This is a genomic window from Mesorhizobium sp. M0040 (assembly GCF_040323505.1).
Lineage (GTDB): Bacteria > Pseudomonadota > Alphaproteobacteria > Rhizobiales > Rhizobiaceae > Mesorhizobium.
Genome location: NZ_JAMYVA010000071.1, coordinates 1 through 21,639, shown reverse-complemented (window position 1 = coordinate 21,639; position 21,639 = coordinate 1). Strand labels below are relative to the sequence as shown.

Below are 21,639 nucleotides of genomic sequence, written 5' to 3'. Positions count from 1 at the left end.
GCACGGCTCTGCAGGACGCGGCCTCGGTCGCCGGCCTGCTGGTCACCACCGAAGCCATGATCGCGGAGGCTCCGAAGAAGGAGTCGGCTGGCGGCGGCATGCCGGCTGGTATGCCCGGCGGCGGCATGGGCGGCATGGGCGGCATGGACTTCTAATCCAGCCAATCTCGCAAGCTTACGGAAAGGGCGGCAGCAATGCCGCCCTTTTTTGTGTGCCGAGCATGATCGACAGCTTTAGACGTGCAAGTCCTCTACCCAGCCTGATGGCGGCGAAGCGCAACGGCGTCGTCGTGAGACGGGTCTGGCCGTGTCCTTTCGTTCAGCCGCTGGTCGAAACTCACGATGATCGTGCTGCCTTCCGCCGTGCCGTCGATCTTTACAGGGCTGCGAGAAGGCCTTGCCAACGGCTGGCAGACCCTGGTTGCGGTAGAACTCATCGCATCGTTCGAAGGGCTCCGATACCTGATGGCCTATGGTCGTCAGCTCTTTCAATTGGAACCTCGTTCTTTCGGCCATGATCGTGGTCGGCCTGACCGGATTGGTGATCCACGGCCTGCTCACGCTTGCCTGAAACCATCTGCAACGCTGGCGTCCGGAGACCCACGATGAGCCTGATCACGATTGCAGGTCGGGATAGGCTGTCGCACGGCGCTTCCATCGCACCGCCGCCCTTCCGCTCCATCGGCCGACATCTGCGGCCGCTTGCGGTGCCGATGGCGATGCTCGCGATTTGGGAGTTGCTCGCCCATGCCGGCGCTGCTGACCCACGTTTTCTACCGCGGCTGGGAGAGGTGGCGGCCCGCGGCATGGCAGAGTTCAGCCGAGGTGGCCTCGGCTCCAATCTTCTGGCGAGCCTGGAACGTGACCTGATCGGTTTCGTGTATGGCAGTGTGGCGGAATCGCGCTTGGTCCGGCGATCGATTTTCCCGCCTCATCGAACGCCTGAGAGGCTCGTGGTCGCGGTTGTATTGCCGCTATTACGTGACCTGATCACGTTGACGATGCCAGCCCCTTCATTGGCCACTTTCTGGACCATGTACGTCACATCAGGCCTCCCCCGCCCGATCGACACGAGCCGGCTCTGTAACCAAGCCGCCGTCATATGGCGGTTCCACGACGGCACTGGCGGCAGTCGTCTTCTCAGCGGCCACAGGTGGACGTTTCAGCATGACGCCAACGAATCCGATGGTGGCAAGGACAGGCAGACCAAGCACCGCGTAGAAGCCGTACTCCGCTGGAGTTCGCCTCGGAAGTGGAGCGACAAGGGCCTGATTTGTCTTGCCATGCCGACATTGTCAGCACGCTTTTCGAAGCCTCTGAATTCCTTAGTGTCCATCCCAGCTCGACCTCCGACCATCGCCATTTCCGGCTGCCCGCGGCACGACAGCCCTTGGCCTCTAGCTGCGCTCGAGCGGATCAGCGTGCCGTCCGCCTCCTCTGGCTGATCAAAATGTCTGCACCCATTTGGCAATGGCCGCTTCGCGCAAAAGTATTCCCCCGTGAGCCGGCTTTCCGAATTGGCTTAACTTCCAAATCTGTGGCTTTGCCTGCATTGCGGAGCGTGGAGTTCCGACCACTCGCCCAAGGGTATGCCATGGCGTTTCGTCTCTTTGTTCCGATCCTTGCCGGTGCAACGCTGCGCGAGCGGCTGCTCGCCTGCATCGGGGCCATGATCGGCATCGCATTGACTGGCGTGATCAGTGCGCTGGCGAACGGGTCTGGCCCACATGTCGCACTGCTGGTTGCTCCAATGGGAGCATCGGCCGTGCTGCTCTTTGCCGTGCCTTCAAGCCCGCTGGCGCAACCTTGGTCGATTATCGGTGGCAATACGATTTCGGCGCTGGTCGGGGTGATCGTGGCGCATTTCGTGCGTGAACCCGTTCTTGCTACCGGCATTGCGGTGGCGCTGGCCATCGCCGCCATGTCGTTCACGCGCTGCCTGCATCCGCCGGGTGGCGCCGCCGCCTTAACTGCGGTGTTCGGCGGACCGGCCGTCTTCAGTTCCGGCTTGCTGTTTCCCTTCGTTCCGGTAGCGCTGAACTCGATCGTGCTGGTCGCACTCGGCTACGGCATCCATAAACTGTCGCGGCGCAACTATCCACATGTGGCGGCCCCCGCCCTTAAAAGCGCGCATGGAACCATCGATCCGCCGGCGCGGGAGCGGGTCGGCTTCCAGCCCGAGGATATAGATGCCGCGCTCGGCGCGCTGGAGGAAACCTTCGATATCGACCGCAACGATCTTGAGCGGCTGCTGCGGCAGGTCGAGTTGCAGGCGATGGTGCGCTCCCACCGCACCCTGCTGTGCGAGGACATCATGTCGCGCGATGTGATTTCGGTCGATGAACATGCGCCTGCCGACCAGGCGCGTCATTTGCTGCTCGATCACAACATCCGGACGCTGCCGGTGACCGACGCCGAGGGCGGGCTGGTCGGTGTAGTTGGCCTGCGCGAGCTGACGAAGGCGACCGACGCGGTGAGGGCTGTGATGTCGAAGGCTGGCACCGCCTCTCCCGATACGCCGGCGATGAGCCTGCTGCCGCTGCTCACCGACGGCCGCAGCCATGCCGTGGTCATCGTCGATGCCGAGCGACGCATTATTGGGCTGATCACCCAGACCGACCTGCTGGCAGCGGCAGCGCGCGTGCACATGGCGGACACAACGCTGGCAGCGGCATAAAATAGTGATCCGGACTTGCTCAATCCGGGAACCCGATGGGGCGCCAATAGGATAGTGGTATTAAGTGCGGCCTTCCGCCTAAGACAATTCCTTTTTACGAGTAGATCAACCCTGAAACGCGACCGCGTGCTCAGGCATCTGGTTCACGTAGGCCAAGTACGACTGCAACAACGGAACACTCTTCAACCTTGCCGGTGGCCAGAGGCAGTCCGCTATGTCGACCAAAGGCGCGGACTACAAATGGAACCATCTGGTGGACGGCTCCTCTGCAACGATGGTAGCGCGGTTCGCATGTCCAAGGCTGGCTTGAAGCTCTACCTCGCGGGTTGAATGATCCTTGGCAAGGGTCGCGGCTCAGACGCCGAGGACGCGGTTCGCAATTCCATGCAGGTGGTCCTTTCCTTTGGTTTCTGCATTTCGCCTATGGTGAGGCGCCGCCGACTCCCGTCATGCATCACGCGGACGACCGCCGCTTCCTCGCCGCGCCAAGGGTTTGACTAGGCCGACGATAGACCATGCGATAAGCAATTCCGAAACGATGTGGCTTCCTTGCGCGAAGTCGGCTCTGTCGAACAGCGATGTCAACATGATCCTGAGTTCCGAGGGTTCGCCGCGCATCAATCCTATAACCTTGATGACGTTCCTGACTAGGAGGATGAGGCTGCTCCAACACGTCCACGGTGTTAGGAATTGCCATTGCACGAGTTGATCTCGGACTTCTTCGTCGCGCGTCGCCAATTTCCAGCCCAATACCGCGCCTACGCTTGGTACCCCAACCACGCGGCCTATCGCCCTCATGCCCACTTCGAGGACCCTCCAGGATCGGGCCTGTTCGGATAGGTGTGGGAGGCCGAGGCATCAGAGGGAACGGCCAGACGCTACCATGAGGATGCGCCATCTGCCGAAGAGCCGTACCGTTACCTTCGTCACTGTGCGGAACGCGGGGCGACCGTGGCGTCAGCCATCCGGCTTTGGGTGTCATTTCTCCCCTGGCGGAGTCCACCGCCCCGACAAAAGCCTGACCTTTGCCAGTCTTCTACGGGCAAGCGTTCGCGCCAAAAGTTCAAAGCCGTGTCCATAACATTCAACAATGAAAGCCAGCCTCATCAGATCGAGCAGAAAGTCGTCGATGGCATGTGTGAGCGCGTCAGACTTTTGTTCAAGCTGAAGCAGCAAGGCGCGCGCCTCTTCGATCGCGGCCCGGCAACCGTCTGCGTTTATCAGGAATCAATCCTGTCTAAGATCTGCAAGCCCTCACTTCGCCCCAAGCCAGACTCAGCGCATCGAACGCCGTTGGAGAGAGTTTCCGACGAAAGAACATCGTCGCGTTTCGCGAAAAGGCATCGCTCGGCAAAGTGCCCGTTGATGAAGCATGCTGCGTCAAACGACAAGCAAGATCCGGGCTCCACCCAGTGATGTCTTCGAAGGCGGGGTGAGCCGGCTCGGGCATGCGTCTCGGCCGCAACCCTTAATCACGAGGAACTGTGCCGCAAGGCAAACAGTTTCTCTCTATTCTTCTAGCCGCCACGGTTCAGCCTAGATTACATGGGAAACGACAATAACGGAAAGCAAAGGGTCGCAAAATGAGTAGGGTGGCTGGATTAAACGAAGATTTGGCTGCACCAACGACCTTTGGGCCACTTTTGCAGCCCACCTTTCGTTCGATCTGGCTCGCCACGCAAGTCTCGAGCCTCGGCTGGTTGATGCAGACTGTTGCCATCAGTTGGCTGATGGCTACCATCTCGACTTCCGATCTGATGGTTGCGCTGGTGCAGGCTTCATCGAACCTGCCCGCTTTCATTTTGTCCGTGTTCGCCGGGGTTCTCGCTGACAATTTCAGCCGTCGCAGGGTTATGTTCGCGGGCCGCTGCCTTATGGTGATAGCATCTGCGATGCTGACCGCTGTTGTAGCGCTGGGCTTTCTCGACCCATGGATGATTCTCGGCTTCAGCTTTTTAATCGCATGCGGCGGCGCTCTCAACGATCCCGCCTGGCAGGCGTCGGTTGGCGATATGGTGGACCGGCGCGATGTTCCCGCTGCCGTTACCCTGCTTTCCGTTGGCTTCAACACCGTACGGACCGTGGGCCCGGCGCTCGGCGGCATCGTGGTTGCCTCCTTCGGGCTTTTGGCCGCGTTTACCGTGACCACCCTCACCTATTTGGTACCCTTGGCCACCATATGGCGCTGCAAGTGGAAGGTCCGCTCGTCGCCTCTTCCGCGCGAGTCGATGAGGAGGGCCATCTATGACGGGCTGCGCTTCACGGCGATGTCATCGGAAATCAAAGCGGCGATCGCACGCGGAACCCTCTTTGGCCTGGCGAGCATCGCCATACTCGCGCTGCTGCCGCTGATTGTCCGCGACCAGTTGGGAGGAGGCCCGCTCGCCTATGGCACGCTCATGGCAGGTTTCGGAACAGGCGCGGTCTTCGCCGGCCTCTCCAACAGCCTGTTCAGACGGAGCTTGTCGCAAGAACAGCTGATGAGGCTCTCCTGCGTCGCCTGCGCGGCGTGCTCCCTCTCCCTGGCGCTTACCTCTTCGATCGGCGTGGCGGCAATTGCACTTGCTTTGGGCGGCGCAGGTTGGGTCACTGCCTGGTCCGGGGTTGGCGTGAGCGTGCAGCTGGCAAGCCCGCGCTGGGTCGTGGGGCGCACGATCTCCATCTACTATGCATTGATAGACGGCGGCATAGCGGCCGGCAGCTGGGTGTGGGGCACCGTTTCCCAGAACCATTCGCTGACCTGGGCGCTAGAGGGTTCCGCTGCGGCCCTGCTGCTCGTTGCTGCAGCCGGCGTTCTGTTTCCTCTTCGCGAGCGCCGCGAGTCCGAGCCCGATCCTTTGGAGGAATTCGACGCCCCAGCTGTCGCTCTCAGTTTGAAGCCGAGAAGCGGCCCGATCGTGGTCAAGATCGAATATCTGATAGCCGAGAGAAATGTCGAGGCCTTCCTCGACCTCATGCGGCAGCGGCGTCATGTACACAGCCGCGTCGGTGCTCGGAACTGGACGCTCCAGCGCAACCTTCAGAAGCCTATGCAGTGGACAGAAACGTTCCGAACGCCGACCTGGACCGACTACCTTCGCCTCAATCATCGTCTCACGGAAGTAGACAAGGAACTGGACGAGCGTGTCTTCCAGTTACACGCGGGAGAGAAAGCGCCTCAAATGACGCTTTCGATTGAGCGGCCGACAAGCTCGGCCCGGAAACCCGACCAGTCAATCCTTCACCTTCCCCGTCATTGAAGCCTGACCTTCCCATATCTGGGCATCAGCGATCGTTAAAGATCCGGGTGATGGATGAGAATCTCGGCGGCATCCGTGTCGTGCGTGCCTTCGCCGCGCAGCCGCACGAGCTGGAAAAGTTCGACCGCGCCAAGCAGGACGCGCCTTGATCTCGCCAATGAGCGCGTTGACATCCGTGTCGGCAACACCAGCGCCATGAATTTCTCGTTCCTGACCGCCATGGGCCTGGTGCTCTGGTTCGGTGGCCAGAAAGTGATCGCAGGTCAAATCAGCGTCGGCACGCTGGCCCTGTGCTCACCTTCATGACCATTCTACAGATGCCGGTGCGCCAGCTCGGATTGATGGTCAACTCGTTCGCGCGCGCCTCGACCTGCGGCACGCGGCTGTTCGAGTTGCTCGACGCCGAACTTGACATCGAGGACGCGGCGGGCGCCAGGGATCTCGTCGTCACCGACGGCGTGCTGCGCTTCGACAATGTCGGTTTCTGCTACGCGGGCTCGGGCGGCCGCCCGACGCTCTCCGGCATCTCCTTCGAGGCGAGCAATGCATCGCCGTCTAGGCAAGGCGAATGCTCCGGACTTCCCAGCCTTTCTTGCCTTGCCCGCATTCGACAAACACCTTCTGTCCCGCCACCAGCACGCTGAGCCCTGAGCGCGTCAGGGCGCTGGCATGAACGAAGACGTCCTTCTCACCGTTGTCAGGAGCAATGAAGCCGAAGCCCTTTTCGGGTTTGTACCACTTGACCGTGCCCCCGCTCTCCAGCTGCGCACCGGTTTCAACGAAGGTCCCTCCAGCGACGCGCGTATGTGACGGAGTTTTCGCGCGGTGATCGCCGATCTCCAGCACCTGCGCGACTTGATGACCTTTTGGACTTTTTTCGACCGTGATCTTGAGAGGCGTTCCCGCGGCAACATCCCGGCTTCCGGCCGCCTCTAACACTCGCACGTGCAGATAGGCCTCCGTGCCGTCCGACAGTTTGACGAAGCCAAAACCCTTGCTGACTGTGAACCACAATACCTCCGCATCGACAGGATCTGCCGTCACGGTCGGCGGGCGCTGAAAATAGCTTGGCTCGGAAGTCCGTTCCGAAAAGGAAACGGGGTCATCGTCATAGCGATGCCGGCGTGGCTCGCGATGGTCTCGATATTTGCCCATGATCATCTCGACTGGCATGGATGGCGCACTGCGCTACCGTCAAGATAATCTCAATCGGGCGACGCGTTTATGTCAAAAAGGCCGTGAAGACCGCAGCTGTGCCCGGCCTATCGGCCGAACCCTTTGAAACTAGATTCATTTCCCCTGAAACAATAGTGCCGGCGAGTCGATTTACTGACTCGCATAGGTTGTGTTGGAGCGAGAGTGCGATGATGCTGGCGCGGGCGCACTGGAAGGGCTTTATCAGGCATTGCGGAAAGCCTGCTCCGGGTTTCTTCAAAAGGAACCGAACGGCGGGTCGACGACCATTTGCGCCGGCTCCAGGCCACGGGGCAGGCCTGACCGTGCATGATCATCATCTCCAGCGTCACGCCCAGCGTCGACGCCAAGCCGTGGAGAACCATGCCGCGCTGTCGCCGACGAGAACAACGTCGCAATGTCGATCGACGAGCTTAGAATCGGCGCACTCAATGGGCCTCCTTCCCCAAGCACGGATGTCGCGTTGGCACTTTTTGTGCAGCTGCGAAGAGCTAAAATCGCCACGACGGGTGGTGTTGACGCGCCGACAATTATCAGACAAAAACGGAATTCAATCGGTTCAGCGGCCTACGCGGTAGGGCTCTGCTCAACAACCTCGGGGACCATGGACGAACGCGCAAAAGGGATTAGGAAAGGCGGAGCTGGAGGCAAGGCCAACGACGTCAATGCGGACTTGATCGCCGTTGTGGTCGCCATGGACAGCAGCGCCCCCTGCGTTCTGACCATCCCGCAGGCAAACGCCCTGCCCTCGGGCCCGTTCGAGCTTGCTCACCGTTCGCTGCAGTCGGGCCTCAGGGGATGGGTGGAACAACAGACCGGCCAGCCGCTCGGCTATATCGAACAGCTCTACACCTTCGCCGATCGCGACAGGGTTGGCGCTGACGACCGCGTGGTCTCTATCAGCTATCTGGCGCTCACCCACCAAGACGAAGCTGGCAACCCGGCCGGGCGACACTGGGGAAGCTGGTACGACTATTTCCCGTGGGAGGATCACCGCTCCGGCACACCGGCGGTCGTGTTGGACGAATTGCGGCCGCGCCTGATGGAATGGGCGGATGGCACTGACGACAGTACGACACGCCTCGACCGACGACGGCGGGCGGCGATCGCCTTCGGCTTTGACGACCGCCATTGGAACGAGGAACTCGCGCTTCAACGTTATGAGCTGCTCTACGAAGCCGCCCTGGTGGAGGAAGCAATACGCGCCGGACATTCCGCTGCGGCCACCTCGGTCTCGGGCAGATCGATGATCGCCGATCATCGTCGCATCCTGGCGACCGGCATTGCGCGGCTGCGCTCCAAGATCAAATACCGGCCGGTCGTATTCGAACTGATGCCGCCGGTCTTCACGCTTTTGCAGCTGCAGCGCACCGTGGAGGCGCTTGCCGGCAGGCTCGTGCGTAAGCCGAACTTTCGCCGGCTGATCGAGCAGCAGGAGCTGGTCGAGGAGACCGGTGAGACAACCGCGGAAACCGGCGGCCGGCCGGCGCAACTTTATCGCTTCCGTCACGCCGTTCTCGACGAGAGGGTGATAGCCGGAACAAAATTGCCGCTCTCGCGGGCTTGACCCGCCTTGCGCCAGCAGCCCTGACGATGTCGCGGACGGCTTGGCCCTTGTGAGAACCGGGATTGTCGAGAATGACGATGTCGCCCGGATTCAGTGTTTTGTTGAGTTCGGTTTCGACATAGACGCGAAAGGCCTGCGTATTGATGGGTCCGTCAATGACCCAAGGCGCCTCCACCCGATCATGCCGCAGCGCGGTGATGAAGGTCATCGTCTTCCAATGGCCATATGGTGCGTCGGCCATCAGCCGCTTGCCGCGCACACCCCAGCCGCCCAACGGCGCCATGTTGGTCTTGACCCATGTTTCATCCAGGGAGACCAGGCGCGTAGGGTCAATGCGGGTCTGATAGCGCATCCATTGCGCACGCCCGCGCATCAGCTTTGGCTTGAGCTGCTCGGCCGGCAGAACGGTTTTTTTGAAGCTCTTGCCCTCGCGGTGCAGGAAGCGACCGACGCTCGCAGGAGACCACGTTCAGCCAGTGCCGCCGTCAATTGATGAAGCGTCATGTTGGCATCTCGCTCAACCTCGCCCAGGACGAAAGCACGGTGCTCCCCGCCGATCAGATAGGGCCGATGACCACCCATCTTGCCGGGTGCCGCACTGCCACGGCGACGCTTGCGGCCTCGGGCGTTTCCTGGGCGAAGGCGGTGGCGATGAAAGCCGAGACGACGCCACAGACTGGGCTGGCGGATAGTAGTTCGCGAGTCAGCGACGGTAGCGGTCGCTACGAAGCGCGCAGCACTTTGTCATCGGTACATTCCGTCCCATGCCTGAAATGAGCAGTGCAGCCATGTCGCCTCCTCCGCAGTCACCGTGGCGAAAGCAATCCTTCCGCTGCCACACGGACCTAATGTCGCCTGGCACTAGCTTGCTTCAGCAAACCACTTAGCGCAATTCTCAGGAGCTACCGTGCCCGCACCGCAGGCGAGGTCCGGGGAGGCTTGCTCACTCAGTTTGCCATTCTGGAAAGTCGCGTTCTTGCCAACGCGCATATTCGAGATATTCTCTCGCAATCGCCTCTACAAGATCTTGTTGGAGCTCTTTGCGAAGGCACGGCATTTCGCTGATTGCCAAGCTGTGCTCTCTCGCAAAACGAATGGCGCAACGATATCCGTCAACGTCTTCCAAAGTGAGACGGACTGCATCTTCCTTCCACTGATCCGCAAGTTCCTGCAGCAATGAAGGTTGTCCTTCTCTTGTGACAAACATGTCTGTGACCCGACGCTTGGCTCTCTCCAGAAAGGCGTCCGAGTTGCCGAGCCGCAACCGCCTTACATGCCACCGAAAAGCGCCATCCCAATGCTGACTTCGCGCCATTAAATTGAGAAGGGAGATCGAACCGCCTTCGAGGATGAGCCCCGGCTGGGAACTACGCTCATCCACTTGCATTATCAGCTTACGATGGGCGGTCTCGGCGTCGATGATGCCCGCGGTTAGCGGGCGCGAATCCAAGTAGATCCGCTGGGTAGATTGCAGTTCGGAATCCGAGGGACGCCCGCTGCCGGTGGCGATTTGAGGACAGCATTGTACACGATCCAGCGCAATGACCGGCCATCCGGTCTCTCGTGCAATTTGGATTGCCGCGTCTGTTTTGCCGCTGCAGGTCGGCCCGTAAATCAAATAGATTAGCATGTGTATGCCGCATAGTTTATCGGAACTAACCGCCCCCCAAGCACAAGATACTCGGTAGGCTTTCACCGGACTTGTCGCAAACATTTTGACAAGCGGCGATTATGCCCTGAAACGACGCCATTTTCGAACTTTGTGAAGTCCGAAAGGGCGCAAGCAGCCCGTTCTGGTCGTTCAGTCCAGTCACCGACGCCTCTGTTTGACGTTTGACGACGGTCCACTTTGCACATCTCATGCCGACTGTGACGCAACGCGGCACCGCAGGATGGTGACCTCGTTGTCTCCGGCAAAAGATCCTAGCGCGTCTTGGGTTAATCGAGGCGGCGGCGCACGGGCGCCTTATTGTCTCGGAACATGGCCAGGAAGGCGGCTGATCAACAAAAGTGGAAGACGGTGTCCCGACGACCTCACCGATTTGTGAGGCGACCGAGGATCTGCCCGACATCGTCGATCTCGTCCTCGAGGTGGGCCGTGTGCCGGCCGCGCCGCCAAAGCCTCCTCCCCTGCCGGTCCGGCTGGAAGCCTCGTCGAAACGGCACAGGAGTACACCAAAGCCGCCAGCGCGCAAACACACAGACCGCCGGCGCCAAGGATTTGGCGCTTTTTGCGTGGCGTCCGCTCCGTCTTCCGGAAGGGGAGCTGACTGCTGTTTTTCGGGCACTCGCTGCGCATCGCCGCTGCGCAACGCCGAACTGGACATCGAGCGGCTACGCGATGAACCGCATGGTCTGCCATTGTGAGGCTCTTGCTCGACACTAATGGCCTCTCCGAGGTGACGAGGCCGAGCCCTGACGCGCGCGTGCTGGAATGGATGACGGGCTCGATGAAGACCGCTCATTTATCAGCGTTGTGTCGATCGCCGAGATCCGGCGCGGCGCTGCCCTCATGGACAAAGGTCGGAAACGTGACGCACTGGCCGGATGGCTCACCCGGGACCTGCCGCAGCGCTTCGAGCCGAGAGTCCTGCCCGTGGACGAACTGGTTGCCCTGGCCTGGGGCGACCTGACGGGCCTCGCGAAGCGGCGTGGCCGCGGTCTGTCAGCGATGGACGGGCTGATTGCAGCCACCGCGATTTCCTGACCCATCACATGGCGGGGATATGCGCTGACGGCGAAACACCCAGATGCCCCGCACCTACCACGATCAATATGGAAACGCCTCGGTGGCAGCCACGAGGTCGATGTCATGAAGATGAGATGAAATAGGCGGATCAGCTCTGCTTTTCGCATCCTTGACGCGCGCTTCATGACAGGCCTCGGCCAAGGGCGTCGAGTTTAGCTTCCGGTTGGATGCTTGCCCTCACCTGTGGCTATGCTTACGGCCATCCCGATCGAGAAAAGCATCGAACGCGGCAGCGACAGCGCGAATTACAAAGCGATGCTCCCGCCGTACGCGGACAAAACCGTTTTCGAAGTCCACTATCCCGTCCTCGGCCAGCATCACCAAGCGTTCAGCTGAATCGAGAAGACGGATCGGATCAGATCCGTGGGCGGCACAGATTGCCTGCACATCGGCCTCGAGATCGCACATTAGTCGCTCGATAATTGCGGCTCGCACGCGGTCGTCGTCGGTGAGGCGATAGCCCTTTGACGTCGCCAGACGGCCAGCTGCGATGTGCTGGATGTAGGAATCCCGTGTAACTTCGTTTTGGACGTACCCCTCGCCGACGCGGCCGATAGCCGACGCGCCGAAACCGATCAGGGTTCTGCAGGTGGTGGCCGAGTAGCCCAGCGAGTTACGCCGCAGGCGACCCGTTTTCTGTGCCAGCGCGAGCTCGTCGTCCGGCAAGGCGAAATGGTCGAGCCCGATCTCGCGGTAGCCGGCGGCAATCAGCGTCGCGGCCACGGCCGCATACTGTTCGGCGCGGGCAGCGCTGCCCGGAAGAACTGCCTCCTCGATGAGGCGCTGATTCTTTACAAGCGACGGGATGTGCGCATAGCCGAACACCGCAAGCCGGTCGGGGCGCATTGCGACCGCCGCCCTCGCGGTCTCGACGCAGGACTGCACCGTTTGATGCGGGAGACCGAAGATGAGGTCGAAGTTGATGCGGCTTACTCCATGCCGGCGCAGCATTTCCACGGCAGCCGACGTCTGCGCCTCACTCTGAACCCGGTTGATTGCTTTTTGAACAATGGGATCGAAGCTCTGCACGCCGAGACTCACACGGTTCACGCCGGCTGCTCCTAAGGTCTCGGCCATCTCGGCCGTGAACGTGCGCGGATCAATCTCGACGGCAACCGTAGCTGTTTTCGTGAGAGCGAAGCGGCGTCGCAGGAACTCCATCAGAGCCAGGAACTCGGCTGGTCCTATGAGAGACGGCGTTCCGCCGCCGAAATGCATGTCGCTCACGGGCAGCGTCTGCGGCGCTCGCTCCGAGACCAAACGGATCTCGTCACGCAGCGCCGCCAGATAGTTGAGGATCGGCGCATCATGGCGGGTGATGGTGGTGGGGAAGCCACAATACCAGCAAGCTGATCGGCAGAACGGAACGTGGAAATAGAGCGACACCGGATCGTCAGCCGGCAGGTTCCTGAGCCATTCCTCATAAGCCTCGGCGCCGACCGCCCCAGAGAACTCTGACACAGTCGGATAGATAGTGTACCAAGGCAGGCCGGCCTCGCGATATTTTGTGGTCTGCAACAGTTACCGTCCCATGCTGATAACCGCCAACCTTACCGCTGCGCTCGCCTGTGTCTTTGCGCTATGTCAGTCCGTTCCGCTTTGGGCTCGAAACTTGTATTTCTCAGCAATAGCGGCCGTTCAGTCTTGGCTGGACGGTCAGCGACTGGCCATGGCTGTTCCCGCCGCGACCCTCACGCGCACCGTTTGGTTCCACCATCCCTTCCCTTCAGCCTGCGCCTGGTCGAGTAGATTCTGCTGAGCGCGGCTGCCGCATCCAACGAGATAACACGGCGTTGGGATCAGACTTTGCTCGCCAGCTAGCGCAGCCCCATAGTGATCTCTGGCATCTCGATGAGCTCGTTGTGTGAATTGCTGGCAAGAAGCATTAGCTGTGGCGCGCCGTCTATCAGGACGAGAGGCTGCTCGACGCGACCGTCAGGTCGGCCGCAATGCCAGGCCGGCGCGCCTACTGACTCCGTGGTGGAGGCAAGGCTGCGCGTTCAGCGCGTGATTACCGATCATCGCGCTCGCCAAAATGACGGCGTCGTACCGAGCGGTGCCGCCGCATGATGTCTCAACGTCGGGGCTCACAGCAAACAAAGCTGTCGCCATTGAACGAAACTGTCGCGAAACGAACAGACGAACCGTAGCCGAAACGTTTGCCGTTCGTGCTTGGGTTGATCCGCAAGGCAAAAAGGAAGGAAGAGCGAACCAAGGTCCGCCGGCACACTTGAGCTTCAAGCCGCAGCGCGTCGTCAGGATGGCACGCCATTTGCAGTAGCCTTTGTGACGGCCCGCCCACAACTAGCGGAGATGACGGTGGTGATTTGTACAGAATTGTTGAATGGCGTCGTTTCCGCGATAATTATATTTGTAATAACAATTGCATATCTGTAGCAATACTACCCAATCATATTCTCAATTTCTCATGAACATCTGGCATGACGAGCGCATCAAAACTGCTCAAATTCACTCAATGCGCATCGTTATCGACTGTTTCCTTAGCAAGAATTCATTCACTGACGTCAATTACTTTTACTCTTTGAACGGAGATCAACAATGAACATTAGGAGCCTCCTCCTCGGCTCAACTGCGGCACTGATTGCCGTTTCCGACGCTCGCGCCGTGACCGCCGTTGCCGAGCCTGACCCGACTGAGTACGTTAAAATCTGCGACGCTTACGGCTCGGGCTACGTCTATATTTCAGGCACTGAGACCTGCCTGCGCATCGGCGGCTATGTCCGTTACGACGTCGGCTTGGGCCATGTGGTTGATCACGCAAGAACCTCGGATGTGAGGACTGGTGAGGATCAGGGCACATGGCAAAACAACACGCGCTTCACATTGAAAACTTGGACCGGCCAGGAGACCGAACTCGGCACGTTGAAGACCTACACCGAAACCCGCATGAACTTCGGTAACCGCGACGCTTCGGTTTCGGACAGTTCTCGGTCCTATGCCTTCAACGGAGACAGCACCTTGACTTTCGCCTGGATTCAGCTTGGTGGCCTCCGAGTTGGTAAGGACTGGTCGGCCTTCGACATGTTTATTGGCGGCGCGGGTGACGTACTCAACCAGACGCCGGTTCCGTACGGCGCTTTCGATACCAATGTGGTTCAGTACTACTTCGACGCCAGGAACGGCTTTTCGGCCGTGGTTTCGCTCGAAGAAGGCTCAGGCGTGGTCGGCACAATCGACAGCTACGCTCCGCACGTAGTCGGCGGCTTGAAATACACACATGGCTGGGGCGCGATCACCGGCGTTGCCGCTTATGATAGCAACTACGAATCGGTGGCCGCCAAGGTCCGTGTCGACATCAATGTCACCAACGAACTGTTGCTGTTCGGAATGTTCGGCTACGGTTCCAATGGCAAGCTCATCGACGACTCCACGAACGCGATCGACGCTCATGGTCGCGGCTTCTATAAGATTTGGGGCGGGAACTGGGCTTTCTGGGCTGGCGCCGCTTACGAGCTCAACGAGACAACTTCGTTCAAGCTTCAGCTCTCCGGTGATCAGCTCAAGAACCATGGTGTCGCTGCAAACGTCGCCTATGCGTTTCTTCCAGATTTCACAGTTACGGCGGAACTCGACTATGGCCGCTACGGCAACTTCGCCGTCGGCAAGGTGGACGCTTCCAACGTGAACTGGACCAACGCCAACAAGAAGAGCAGTGTCGGCGGAATCCTGCGTTTCGAACGCTCATTCTAACGCGATGAAAGGGTTGAGCTCCGGTTGAGCGGACCAATCCCGCAACACTCCAAGAGAACGTCGCATGGAAGCTATACAAGATTGGAGCATCGATCTCGGGGCCGGACGATGTTTCAATCAGATCTGGTCCGGATGATCGCGCCGGCGATATTCATCGCTCGATTATGTGTTTTGATCTGCAGCTCTTTCATTTCCTCATCCTTCCGCCCGCTTGACGGACCCTGCCATCCAGCAGTACCCGGCCAGGTTTCACGTCCGAACTAGAAGTCCCAGTCGGGTCAGGACGTGTTCAACTTGTTGAGCGATTGTGGGGGTGCGGCCCGACGCGCTGGAAATCGCAAATGGATCGCCTCCGTTCACCCATCCCCGCGGAAATTCGGGCGCTACGGCGTCGGCCTGGCCCGCGGCCGGATCGCCGATATAGAAGGTCCCGTCGGTCTAGATCGCGTGCATGATCACCGCCAGCTTGCGCGCCACCGCGACGCAGGCCTTGCGGTAGCAGCGTTTGGCGATCGCCTGGCCCCAGCTCTTGACCTTGTCGGAGCCCTTGAAGCGCGTCATCAGGCCTGACGCCGCCTCGTAGAGCGCGCGCCGTACGTCCGCATCGCCGACTTTCGAGATGCGCCCCTGAATGTCGATCGTTGAGCCGGATTGCCAGCGTCGCGACGTCAGCCCGAAGTAGGCGGCGACGTCGCGCGAGCGGCGGAAGCGCGACGGGTCGTCGATTGCCGTCATGAACGAGAGCGCCATCACCGGGCCGACGCCGGGGATCGCCATGAAGCGCCTGCATGGCTCGCTCTTCGCGACCATCCTGACGACGAGATCGTGCAGCCGACAGTACTGTTTCCACAGCGCGGAGCGCCGTCAGCATGGCGTCGATCAGTTCGGCCGACAGCGGATCGTCCGCAACGGCGGCGCGCACCGCGTGCTCGAAAGCGCCGCATCCGACCTTGCTCAGGCGGATGCCGAACGCCTTCAGTGAGTGCCGGATGGCGTTTTCCAGGTCGAGGAACTTGGCCTTCAGGTTGCGCCGGTGGGTCAAGAGAAGCTTCGTCCGGTAGCAGCTTTGCGACTTGATGTAGGCCTGGCGGAACCAGCCGGTGCGCATCAGATGGGCGATGCCCCAGCGCATCGGCCTTGTCGGTTTTGTTGCCCTGCGCCGCCATCGCGGCGCGCACATGCACCGTCTCCAGGCAGATCGCCGGCAGGCCGAGTTTCTTGAGCTCGGGATGCAGCCAGGGCGACAGCGATCCTGCCTCTTGGCCGACGCGGCGCAGGCGCCCCAGGTACGGTTTGAGGATCTCGAGGATCGCCTCGGGATCGGTCACCACCGCCTGCAGATGCACCGCGCCCTCCCCGTCCACGACGCACACCGCCGTCTCGTCCATCAACACGTCCAGCCCACAAAGAATTCCATCAGCTGCCTCCTGTGTTGTTTCACAGGAGATTTTTTAGCAAGCCGGCGAGAAGCGCGATGCGGACGTGAAAGATGAAGGAGCGACCTGCCGATTACGGGCCGCAATCGTCCCGTTGCCTGTGTAAACGTCCGGACCCTGAACGTATTTGGGCTAGTGGAGGCTGTTCGTCCCTTCAGATCGGCCGGTGGGCGTGCGAACGGTTAATCCATTTCAGATTGCGCGATCCGATCGACATGGATAACCTTCATGCGGCGATTCCTGCCAGACCTGTCGCCAGGTCAAAGTGGACATGGACTACCTGCAAACGTGAATCGATCCTTTGGGTCGTCTCGTAATTGGCGACAGACGATCATGAAAAAGGAACGGTCACATGGCCTCTATTCTGCTAACCCTCGACAATATCGATTTTGTGAAATCCGAGTTGCGCAAGGCAATGCCGGGGGGGGAATTCTGCGCACCTCACCGAAGCGCTTGCATTTGGCGTTGGATATGACACGCACGCAGCTCTGCTGGCGGCGATCAAGACCTGCACCCGGCATCGTCCTATTCTGGCGAAGGTTGACGATGAAAAGATTGCCGCACGACTAGCCGCGCTTGGGAACAACATGTTTGGTGTCGTTTCCACAGGGACTACCCTCAGGTCGCCCTCAATGCCCGAGCACATATGGGTGGAATTCCGCAACGGTAATGTCAATGCCAACAATTACTGGTTCCGGGAATGCCGGAACCGCGACATTCCCAACTTGCGTATTTCCAAGCGCACCAAGTACGTCAAATTGAACTGGGATTGCATATCTCTGGACGGCCGTAGCGAGGCCCACGTGATGGGCGAGAGCGGAAGCGCCCTGACAAAAGCTATGTCCAAAACGTATCAAGGAATCGCCCGCCGCATACCGGGAAAGTCGTTATTCTCTGGCTCGAGCTTCGTGGGTTCTGTGGATCCACTACTGCCGGAATTAAGCTTGCGATCTTGCTGATGAATTCTTCGCTATGCTCTACGAGCCTACGCGAGGGCAAGCACTCGCAGCCTGAATGGTCGGAAGAGAGGGGCGCCGACCGGACGCCCCTTATCCGACTTCGACGTGAAACTTCGGATAGGCATCCCTGAATGCCGCGAGGGCACCGGATCGGATCTGGTTCAACCTGACCGCGACATCTGAGTCGACAGTGAATACGGGGCAATCCGGATTCCCGCACCCGCAAGGCCTGATGGTCTTGTCACGCAGACCGGACGCAAAAGCGCGTCGCAATTGATCTACCAGTTGCACGGAACGACTCACGCTCGTCTTTTTATGCCGATCCCGCAGATGATGGAGGGAGGGGATACGCCTTATCTCGTCGCCCTCGCGCGTTCGCCAAATGCCCGTATTCAGCGCGGAGATGGTATCGTCAATGGCCTGCCTAAACGCGTGTAGCGAACACTCTTGCTGAAATGGCGTGCGAAATGCCGGGCGATCAAACACGATGGCCATCTGAGCAAGAGCATCCATATCCGACAGACCCGCAAAGTCCTCAGCAAACCGCGTCAGTTCGGCAGCCTTGTCAGGAAATTCCTCTCCCTCGCAAAATCGCTTCAGCAGGTCTTCGCCGATCAAGCGCAAATGCTCCTCCAGCTCCGCGCCGCCCCAGATTGACAAATTATTGATACCGTTCGCCTTGGCAAATTTCTGAACGGCATCGCGGCGGCTAGCGGATACGGCGCCCCGCGTCACAAATTTGAGAGCTTCGAATTTCGTTGGAGAGGACAGCAGCCTTTGAATGTCATGCTCGGCCTTGGCCTGAGTGAGACTGCTGCGATTGACGCACTGGATAACGCTCCGGCGTGGCGGGCCATCGTCCAGCCGTTCAACTCCGACAATATCGCGTCCATGATCGCCTCCGGCTTGCCCATACCATGCGACATCGGTCCATCCGGCCCTGACATGGTAGGCAAAGACCAATCGTTCGAATTCGGGTCCGCCGAAATCCTCAAAATGGATTCTCTGAACTAGCTTCGAGATTTTTGGCATGTGTGATGCCGTCCCCAAATTCAGCCCAATTCAGCCATTCAGGATGTGCTATAAAAGGGCTAGGAATCGATAGCCTAAAGTCATGAGCCAACAAAAATATAAACGCAATCACTGGGTCCCTAAGGCATACTTGCGGGCGTTCGCCTGCGATAGTAGCTCTGAGAAAAATTTGGACTTTCGGGAAGTCAGGCGGCGATCCCCTCAAGCGATCTATCTCAAAGGTCGCCGTGAAATTTTACCTTTATGCCCCCGTCGAAAACGGCCAGCGCAATTACCAACTCGAACAGAAGCTCAGCAATCTTGAGCAGCTTTTTGGCATGCCGTTCTGGTCAGAAATCAGCACGGGGTATATCGATCTCAGTAACAAGGTTACGCGCGAGGGCATCGCTCTTCTGACGGCGGTTATGTACCTGCGCAATCCATCCTTCTTCAATCGGACCGCTGAAATTTATCAGCATCTTCGATCCTTCTACATGGCAGCCGGCGAACCGCCTGACAGGGTGGAAATCGGCGGACGAAAGTACGACGTGGATAAGGCATCATGGCCCGCGTATCGGGACGCAGGCGAAGATGATGTAAAGCGCATGTGGCTGGATAATTGACCCAAGCCTCATCGCTGGCCGAGTTGCTGTTAAATATGAGGTGGTCCATCATAACTTCGGAGAGACCGGTTTTCATCACATCAGACAGCCCGGTGACGGTTCTGCATCCGAGCATGCGTTTCCGCGGCCTCAAGGATGCGGAGACGAGCGTCATATTTCCGCTCAGTCCGACTCGCGTTCTGCATCTGGACAATCGGAACTCTGAGCCCGACTGCCAGTATTATGCGGTACCTGGAAAGGGTGAGGTTCAGAACATTCTCAACTGGCGTAACGTCGTCGAGCATATGTTCACACACCGTCACCCGGATGAAGTCAGCGCCGAAATGTTCGCCGTAGACGAAAAGGCTGCTTGAGGCCGCTGCTACGCAATCCTGAAGAGTGCTTTCGCACCTACCCACCACGCGCGTATGTTATGATCTATATTTCGGGAAGCACCGTGGGAGATCACCCTCAAACCCGCATCACAATCATAGACTTGGCGCAAGGCGTATATAGTCACACCCATCACGCGGGAGTCGCCGATCGGGCGATGCGCCGGTATCACCCGTACTCATTCGATTTTGACTCGACTCCAATGCTCCTCGATGAGCCCGGCGAGACGTGGGACGATGAAGCAAAGACGCTGCATGCTGAGAACCGCGAGAAGACAATATCGCGCATAAAGGACGAATACGGCACGTGGAATCAGGACGCAATCGTTCAAAACATTGTCGATCCCGGCGCAAAGCCGATGTCCCTGGTTGCGTACCATAATCGCTTCTATCATCAGGCTCGCCAGGCGTTCGTTGTAGGTGCCTACTATCCGGCTCTCGTTGCGGCTTGCGCGTTGGGTGTGCGCATCCTCGATCACTTGGTTCTGGACTTGCGGGGCAGTTTCAAGAGCTCGCCTCACTACAAAAACGTATATCTCGTTCGATGACTGGCCATTTGCCGTCAACGTGCTTTCCGAGTGGGGTGTTTTTGCGGATGGTGTCGGCGATTATTTCCTGGAGTTAGCTAAGCTGCGAAACCGGTCAATCCATTTCAACGCGGATACCTATGCGGCGCCGCGCGAAGACGCTCTTTCGTCACTGCAATTATTTAGCGCGATCATTTCCAAGCAGTTCGGCTATTTTGGCCGGCAACCGTGGTTCATTGCCGATACACCTGGAGCTCAGTTCGTCAAGAAATCCTTTGGGACTGTACCCTTTGTGCAAACGTACATCCTGGCGCGCATGGCGATGGGAGCCTGAGCGACGAGGAATTTGCCAAGGCATACCGGGAGCGAGATCGTGCGCGCGTGGTAACGAGGGAAATGATTGAGCGAGAGTTAAATCTGGCCACTAGATGAACGTTCTTGAAGGTCACCGGCCACTCTTGCGACAAGCCTCGACACCGAACGGACCGACCATCGGGCCGATCAGCCTTGGCAAACAGAGCTAGCTTGAACATCGGGCGTTCGCTACATAGCGCTCATGATCGAGCCCTCAGAGTTTGCCAGCTGCTTCATCGAAACTTTCGACAAGAGTGCCCTAAAGATATTCCGTAGTTGGCTTGCCAAGAAGCCAGCTACTACCAAGTGGATCATTGCAGGGGACTTCGCGCTACGCGACAAGAGCCGCCCAGGCGACTGCTTCGCCTTCAGCATCATCCCGTACGATTTGTTTCCCGCAGACTTTGCCGAAGAGGTTCGGCAGAACCTCCCGAGAGACTTAAAGGACAGCAAGACACTTGGCGCCAATGCAGCGGCTTGGCTGCGGGACTCGCGCCATTTTCACATCCTGATACCGATGAGGCAGGATCGGGCCTTCTATAGTAATGGGGACATGAAGCCGAGAGACGTCATCCAAGAGAGCTTGGCGCTGACAGTGGCGGCGCTCATCTCGGCGGAACGAGGCGACGAACAGATCCGGAGATTCAAGGCTGCGATCCAAAAAACGAAGGCCAATTCATTCAATGTGGGGCTCTTCACCGATCTCACTCTGCTAGCCCTGTACCTTGCCATCATCTCGTTGATATTGTGTCGCGACCGCAAACCGGAAATGATTAGTTGGTTCTGCGACCGTGACAGCATGATCAATTACTGCGATAGCCTCGTTTGGGACTACGCAATCAATAACTTTGTTGGGTTGGCTGGACTTCTGGACATAGATGCATCGGGCATCATACCTGGAGTCGCTATTCCGGATAGCAGCACCGGCAAGGAAGTAATGTGGTTCGACCATTATATCCGGGCAGCAGACTGGCTTTCAGGAGCCATCGCAGCTTGGGACCGAGAGGCCAATTCCCTTCCCGGCGAGCAGGACAAGTATGTCCGAGTAATCGAAGACGTGGTGACCGAAAGTGATAACACCGTTATCCTTCCGGTCTATCTGGCAAAAGACGGAACACTGATACCCTCCGGCGAAGGCCGCCTTGCGAGAGGACGGCACGGTAGCGAGGCTGCGCTCTTAAGGTCGCCCTTACGAGCGAAGTTAGCAGCACAGCATGAGCCA

The 21,639-nt window shown here is 59.1% G+C and carries 15 protein-coding genes and 6 pseudogenes; 14 read left to right on the top strand and 7 right to left on the bottom strand.

All coding sequences use genetic code 11. The features are described 5' to 3' along the window. Positions 1 to 317: 317 nt before the first annotated feature. The 5 genes and pseudogenes from NKJ91_RS30930 to NKJ91_RS30910 form a co-directional block, all read left to right on the top strand. A pseudogene (locus tag NKJ91_RS30930) lies at positions 318 to 608 on the top strand (ABC transporter permease subunit); the annotation flags it as partial. Beyond that, positions 605 to 1,444, top strand: coding sequence for an ABC transporter permease (locus NKJ91_RS30925; RefSeq protein WP_352458548.1), 840 nt, complete (start codon positions 605 to 607; stop codon positions 1,442 to 1,444). The pseudogene NKJ91_RS30930 and the gene NKJ91_RS30925, both read left to right, overlap by 4 nt. 149 nt (positions 1,445 to 1,593) lie before the next feature. Next, positions 1,594 to 2,676 carry an HPP family protein gene (locus tag NKJ91_RS30920; protein WP_352458547.1) on the top strand — a complete coding sequence of 361 codons (1,083 nt, stop codon included), beginning with the start codon at positions 1,594 to 1,596 and terminating at the stop codon, positions 2,674 to 2,676. 1,583 nt (positions 2,677 to 4,259) lie between these two features. After that, positions 4,260 to 5,915, top strand: coding sequence for an MFS transporter (locus tag NKJ91_RS30915; RefSeq protein ID WP_352458546.1), 1,656 nt, complete (start codon positions 4,260 to 4,262; stop codon positions 5,913 to 5,915). Between the two features lie 32 nt (positions 5,916 to 5,947). Further along, positions 5,948 to 6,496, top strand: a pseudogene (locus NKJ91_RS30910) (ABC transporter transmembrane domain-containing protein); the annotation flags it as partial. On the opposite strand, the gene NKJ91_RS30905 reads toward NKJ91_RS30910, so the two are convergent. Together NKJ91_RS30905 and NKJ91_RS30900 are read right to left on the bottom strand one after the other, a co-directional pair. Further along, positions 6,471 to 7,088, bottom strand: a complete 618-nt coding sequence (locus NKJ91_RS30905) for a cold-shock protein (protein WP_352458545.1) — start codon at positions 7,086 to 7,088, stop codon at positions 6,471 to 6,473. The pseudogene NKJ91_RS30910 and the gene NKJ91_RS30905 sit on opposite strands and share 26 nt — an antisense overlap. Before the next feature lie 261 nt (positions 7,089 to 7,349). Continuing rightward, positions 7,350 to 7,566: pseudogene (locus NKJ91_RS30900) on the bottom strand (3-methyl-2-oxobutanoate hydroxymethyltransferase); the annotation flags it as partial. A 147-nt stretch (positions 7,567 to 7,713) separates the two neighbouring features. Between NKJ91_RS30900 and NKJ91_RS30895 the strand changes: the two are divergent. Beyond that, positions 7,714 to 8,676, top strand: coding sequence for an NUDIX hydrolase (locus NKJ91_RS30895; RefSeq protein WP_352458544.1), 963 nt, complete (start codon positions 7,714 to 7,716; stop codon positions 8,674 to 8,676). Between the two features lie 73 nt (positions 8,677 to 8,749). On the opposite strand, the pseudogene NKJ91_RS30890 reads toward NKJ91_RS30895, so the two are convergent. Next, a pseudogene (locus NKJ91_RS30890) lies at positions 8,750 to 8,959 on the bottom strand (IS630 family transposase); the annotation flags it as partial. 209 nt (positions 8,960 to 9,168) lie between these two features. Between NKJ91_RS30890 and NKJ91_RS30885 the strand changes: the two are divergent. After that, positions 9,169 to 9,453: a hypothetical protein gene (locus NKJ91_RS30885; RefSeq protein WP_352458543.1), complete on the top strand. Its 285-nt coding sequence runs from the start codon at positions 9,169 to 9,171 to the stop codon at positions 9,451 to 9,453. Between the two features lie 166 nt (positions 9,454 to 9,619). Here the strand turns inward: NKJ91_RS30885 and NKJ91_RS30880 are convergent, their stop codons facing one another. Then, a complete protein-coding gene (locus NKJ91_RS30880) occupies positions 9,620 to 10,306 on the bottom strand; it encodes an isopentenyl transferase family protein (protein WP_352458542.1) in 687 nt (228 codons plus the stop codon). 733 nt (positions 10,307 to 11,039) lie between these two features. On the opposite strand from NKJ91_RS30880, the pseudogene NKJ91_RS30875 reads away from it, so the two are divergent. Then, positions 11,040 to 11,380: pseudogene (locus tag NKJ91_RS30875) on the top strand (PIN domain-containing protein); the annotation flags it as partial. Between the two features lie 222 nt (positions 11,381 to 11,602). Here NKJ91_RS30875 and hemN read toward each other — a convergent pair. After that, on the bottom strand, positions 11,603 to 12,943 hold the full coding sequence (gene hemN / locus NKJ91_RS30870) for an oxygen-independent coproporphyrinogen III oxidase (protein ID WP_352458541.1): 1,341 nt from the start codon (positions 12,941 to 12,943) through the stop codon (positions 11,603 to 11,605). A gap of 1,041 nt (positions 12,944 to 13,984) precedes the next feature. On the opposite strand from hemN, the gene NKJ91_RS30865 reads away from it, so the two are divergent. Then, positions 13,985 to 15,136: a porin gene (locus NKJ91_RS30865; protein ID WP_352458540.1), complete on the top strand. Its 1,152-nt coding sequence runs from the start codon at positions 13,985 to 13,987 to the stop codon at positions 15,134 to 15,136. A gap of 441 nt (positions 15,137 to 15,577) precedes the next feature. Here NKJ91_RS30865 and NKJ91_RS30860 read toward each other — a convergent pair. Both NKJ91_RS30860 and NKJ91_RS30855 read right to left on the bottom strand, forming a co-directional pair. Further along, positions 15,578 to 16,524, bottom strand: a pseudogene (locus NKJ91_RS30860) (IS110 family RNA-guided transposase); the annotation flags it as partial. A gap of 1,097 nt (positions 16,525 to 17,621) precedes the next feature. Continuing rightward, positions 17,622 to 18,563, bottom strand: coding sequence for a restriction endonuclease (locus NKJ91_RS30855; protein WP_352458539.1), 942 nt, complete (start codon positions 18,561 to 18,563; stop codon positions 17,622 to 17,624). Positions 18,564 to 18,661: 98 nt separating this feature from the next. Here NKJ91_RS30855 and NKJ91_RS30850 point away from each other — a divergent pair, with 98 nt between their 5' ends. From NKJ91_RS30850 to NKJ91_RS30830, 5 genes are all read left to right on the top strand, one after another. Further along, positions 18,662 to 19,165 (top strand): DUF4238 domain-containing protein, encoded by a 504-nt coding sequence (locus NKJ91_RS30850; RefSeq protein WP_352458550.1) that lies wholly within the window; start codon positions 18,662 to 18,664, stop codon positions 19,163 to 19,165. Next, the gene (locus tag NKJ91_RS30845) at positions 19,162 to 19,518 is read left to right on the top strand and encodes a DUF4238 domain-containing protein (RefSeq protein WP_352458538.1); all 357 of its coding nucleotides are present in this window, start codon (positions 19,162 to 19,164) and stop codon (positions 19,516 to 19,518) included. The genes NKJ91_RS30850 and NKJ91_RS30845 overlap by 4 nt, the downstream gene beginning before the upstream one ends. A gap of 59 nt (positions 19,519 to 19,577) precedes the next feature. Continuing rightward, positions 19,578 to 20,084 (top strand): hypothetical protein, encoded by a 507-nt coding sequence (locus NKJ91_RS30840; RefSeq protein ID WP_352458537.1) that lies wholly within the window; start codon positions 19,578 to 19,580, stop codon positions 20,082 to 20,084. A 19-nt stretch (positions 20,085 to 20,103) separates the two neighbouring features. Further along, positions 20,104 to 20,397 carry a hypothetical protein gene (locus tag NKJ91_RS30835; protein WP_352458536.1) on the top strand — a complete coding sequence of 98 codons (294 nt, stop codon included), beginning with the start codon at positions 20,104 to 20,106 and terminating at the stop codon, positions 20,395 to 20,397. A 222-nt stretch (positions 20,398 to 20,619) separates the two neighbouring features. Continuing rightward, positions 20,620 to 21,639 (top strand): hypothetical protein (locus tag NKJ91_RS30830; RefSeq protein WP_352458535.1); only part of this gene is annotated, 1,020 nt, incomplete at its 3' end.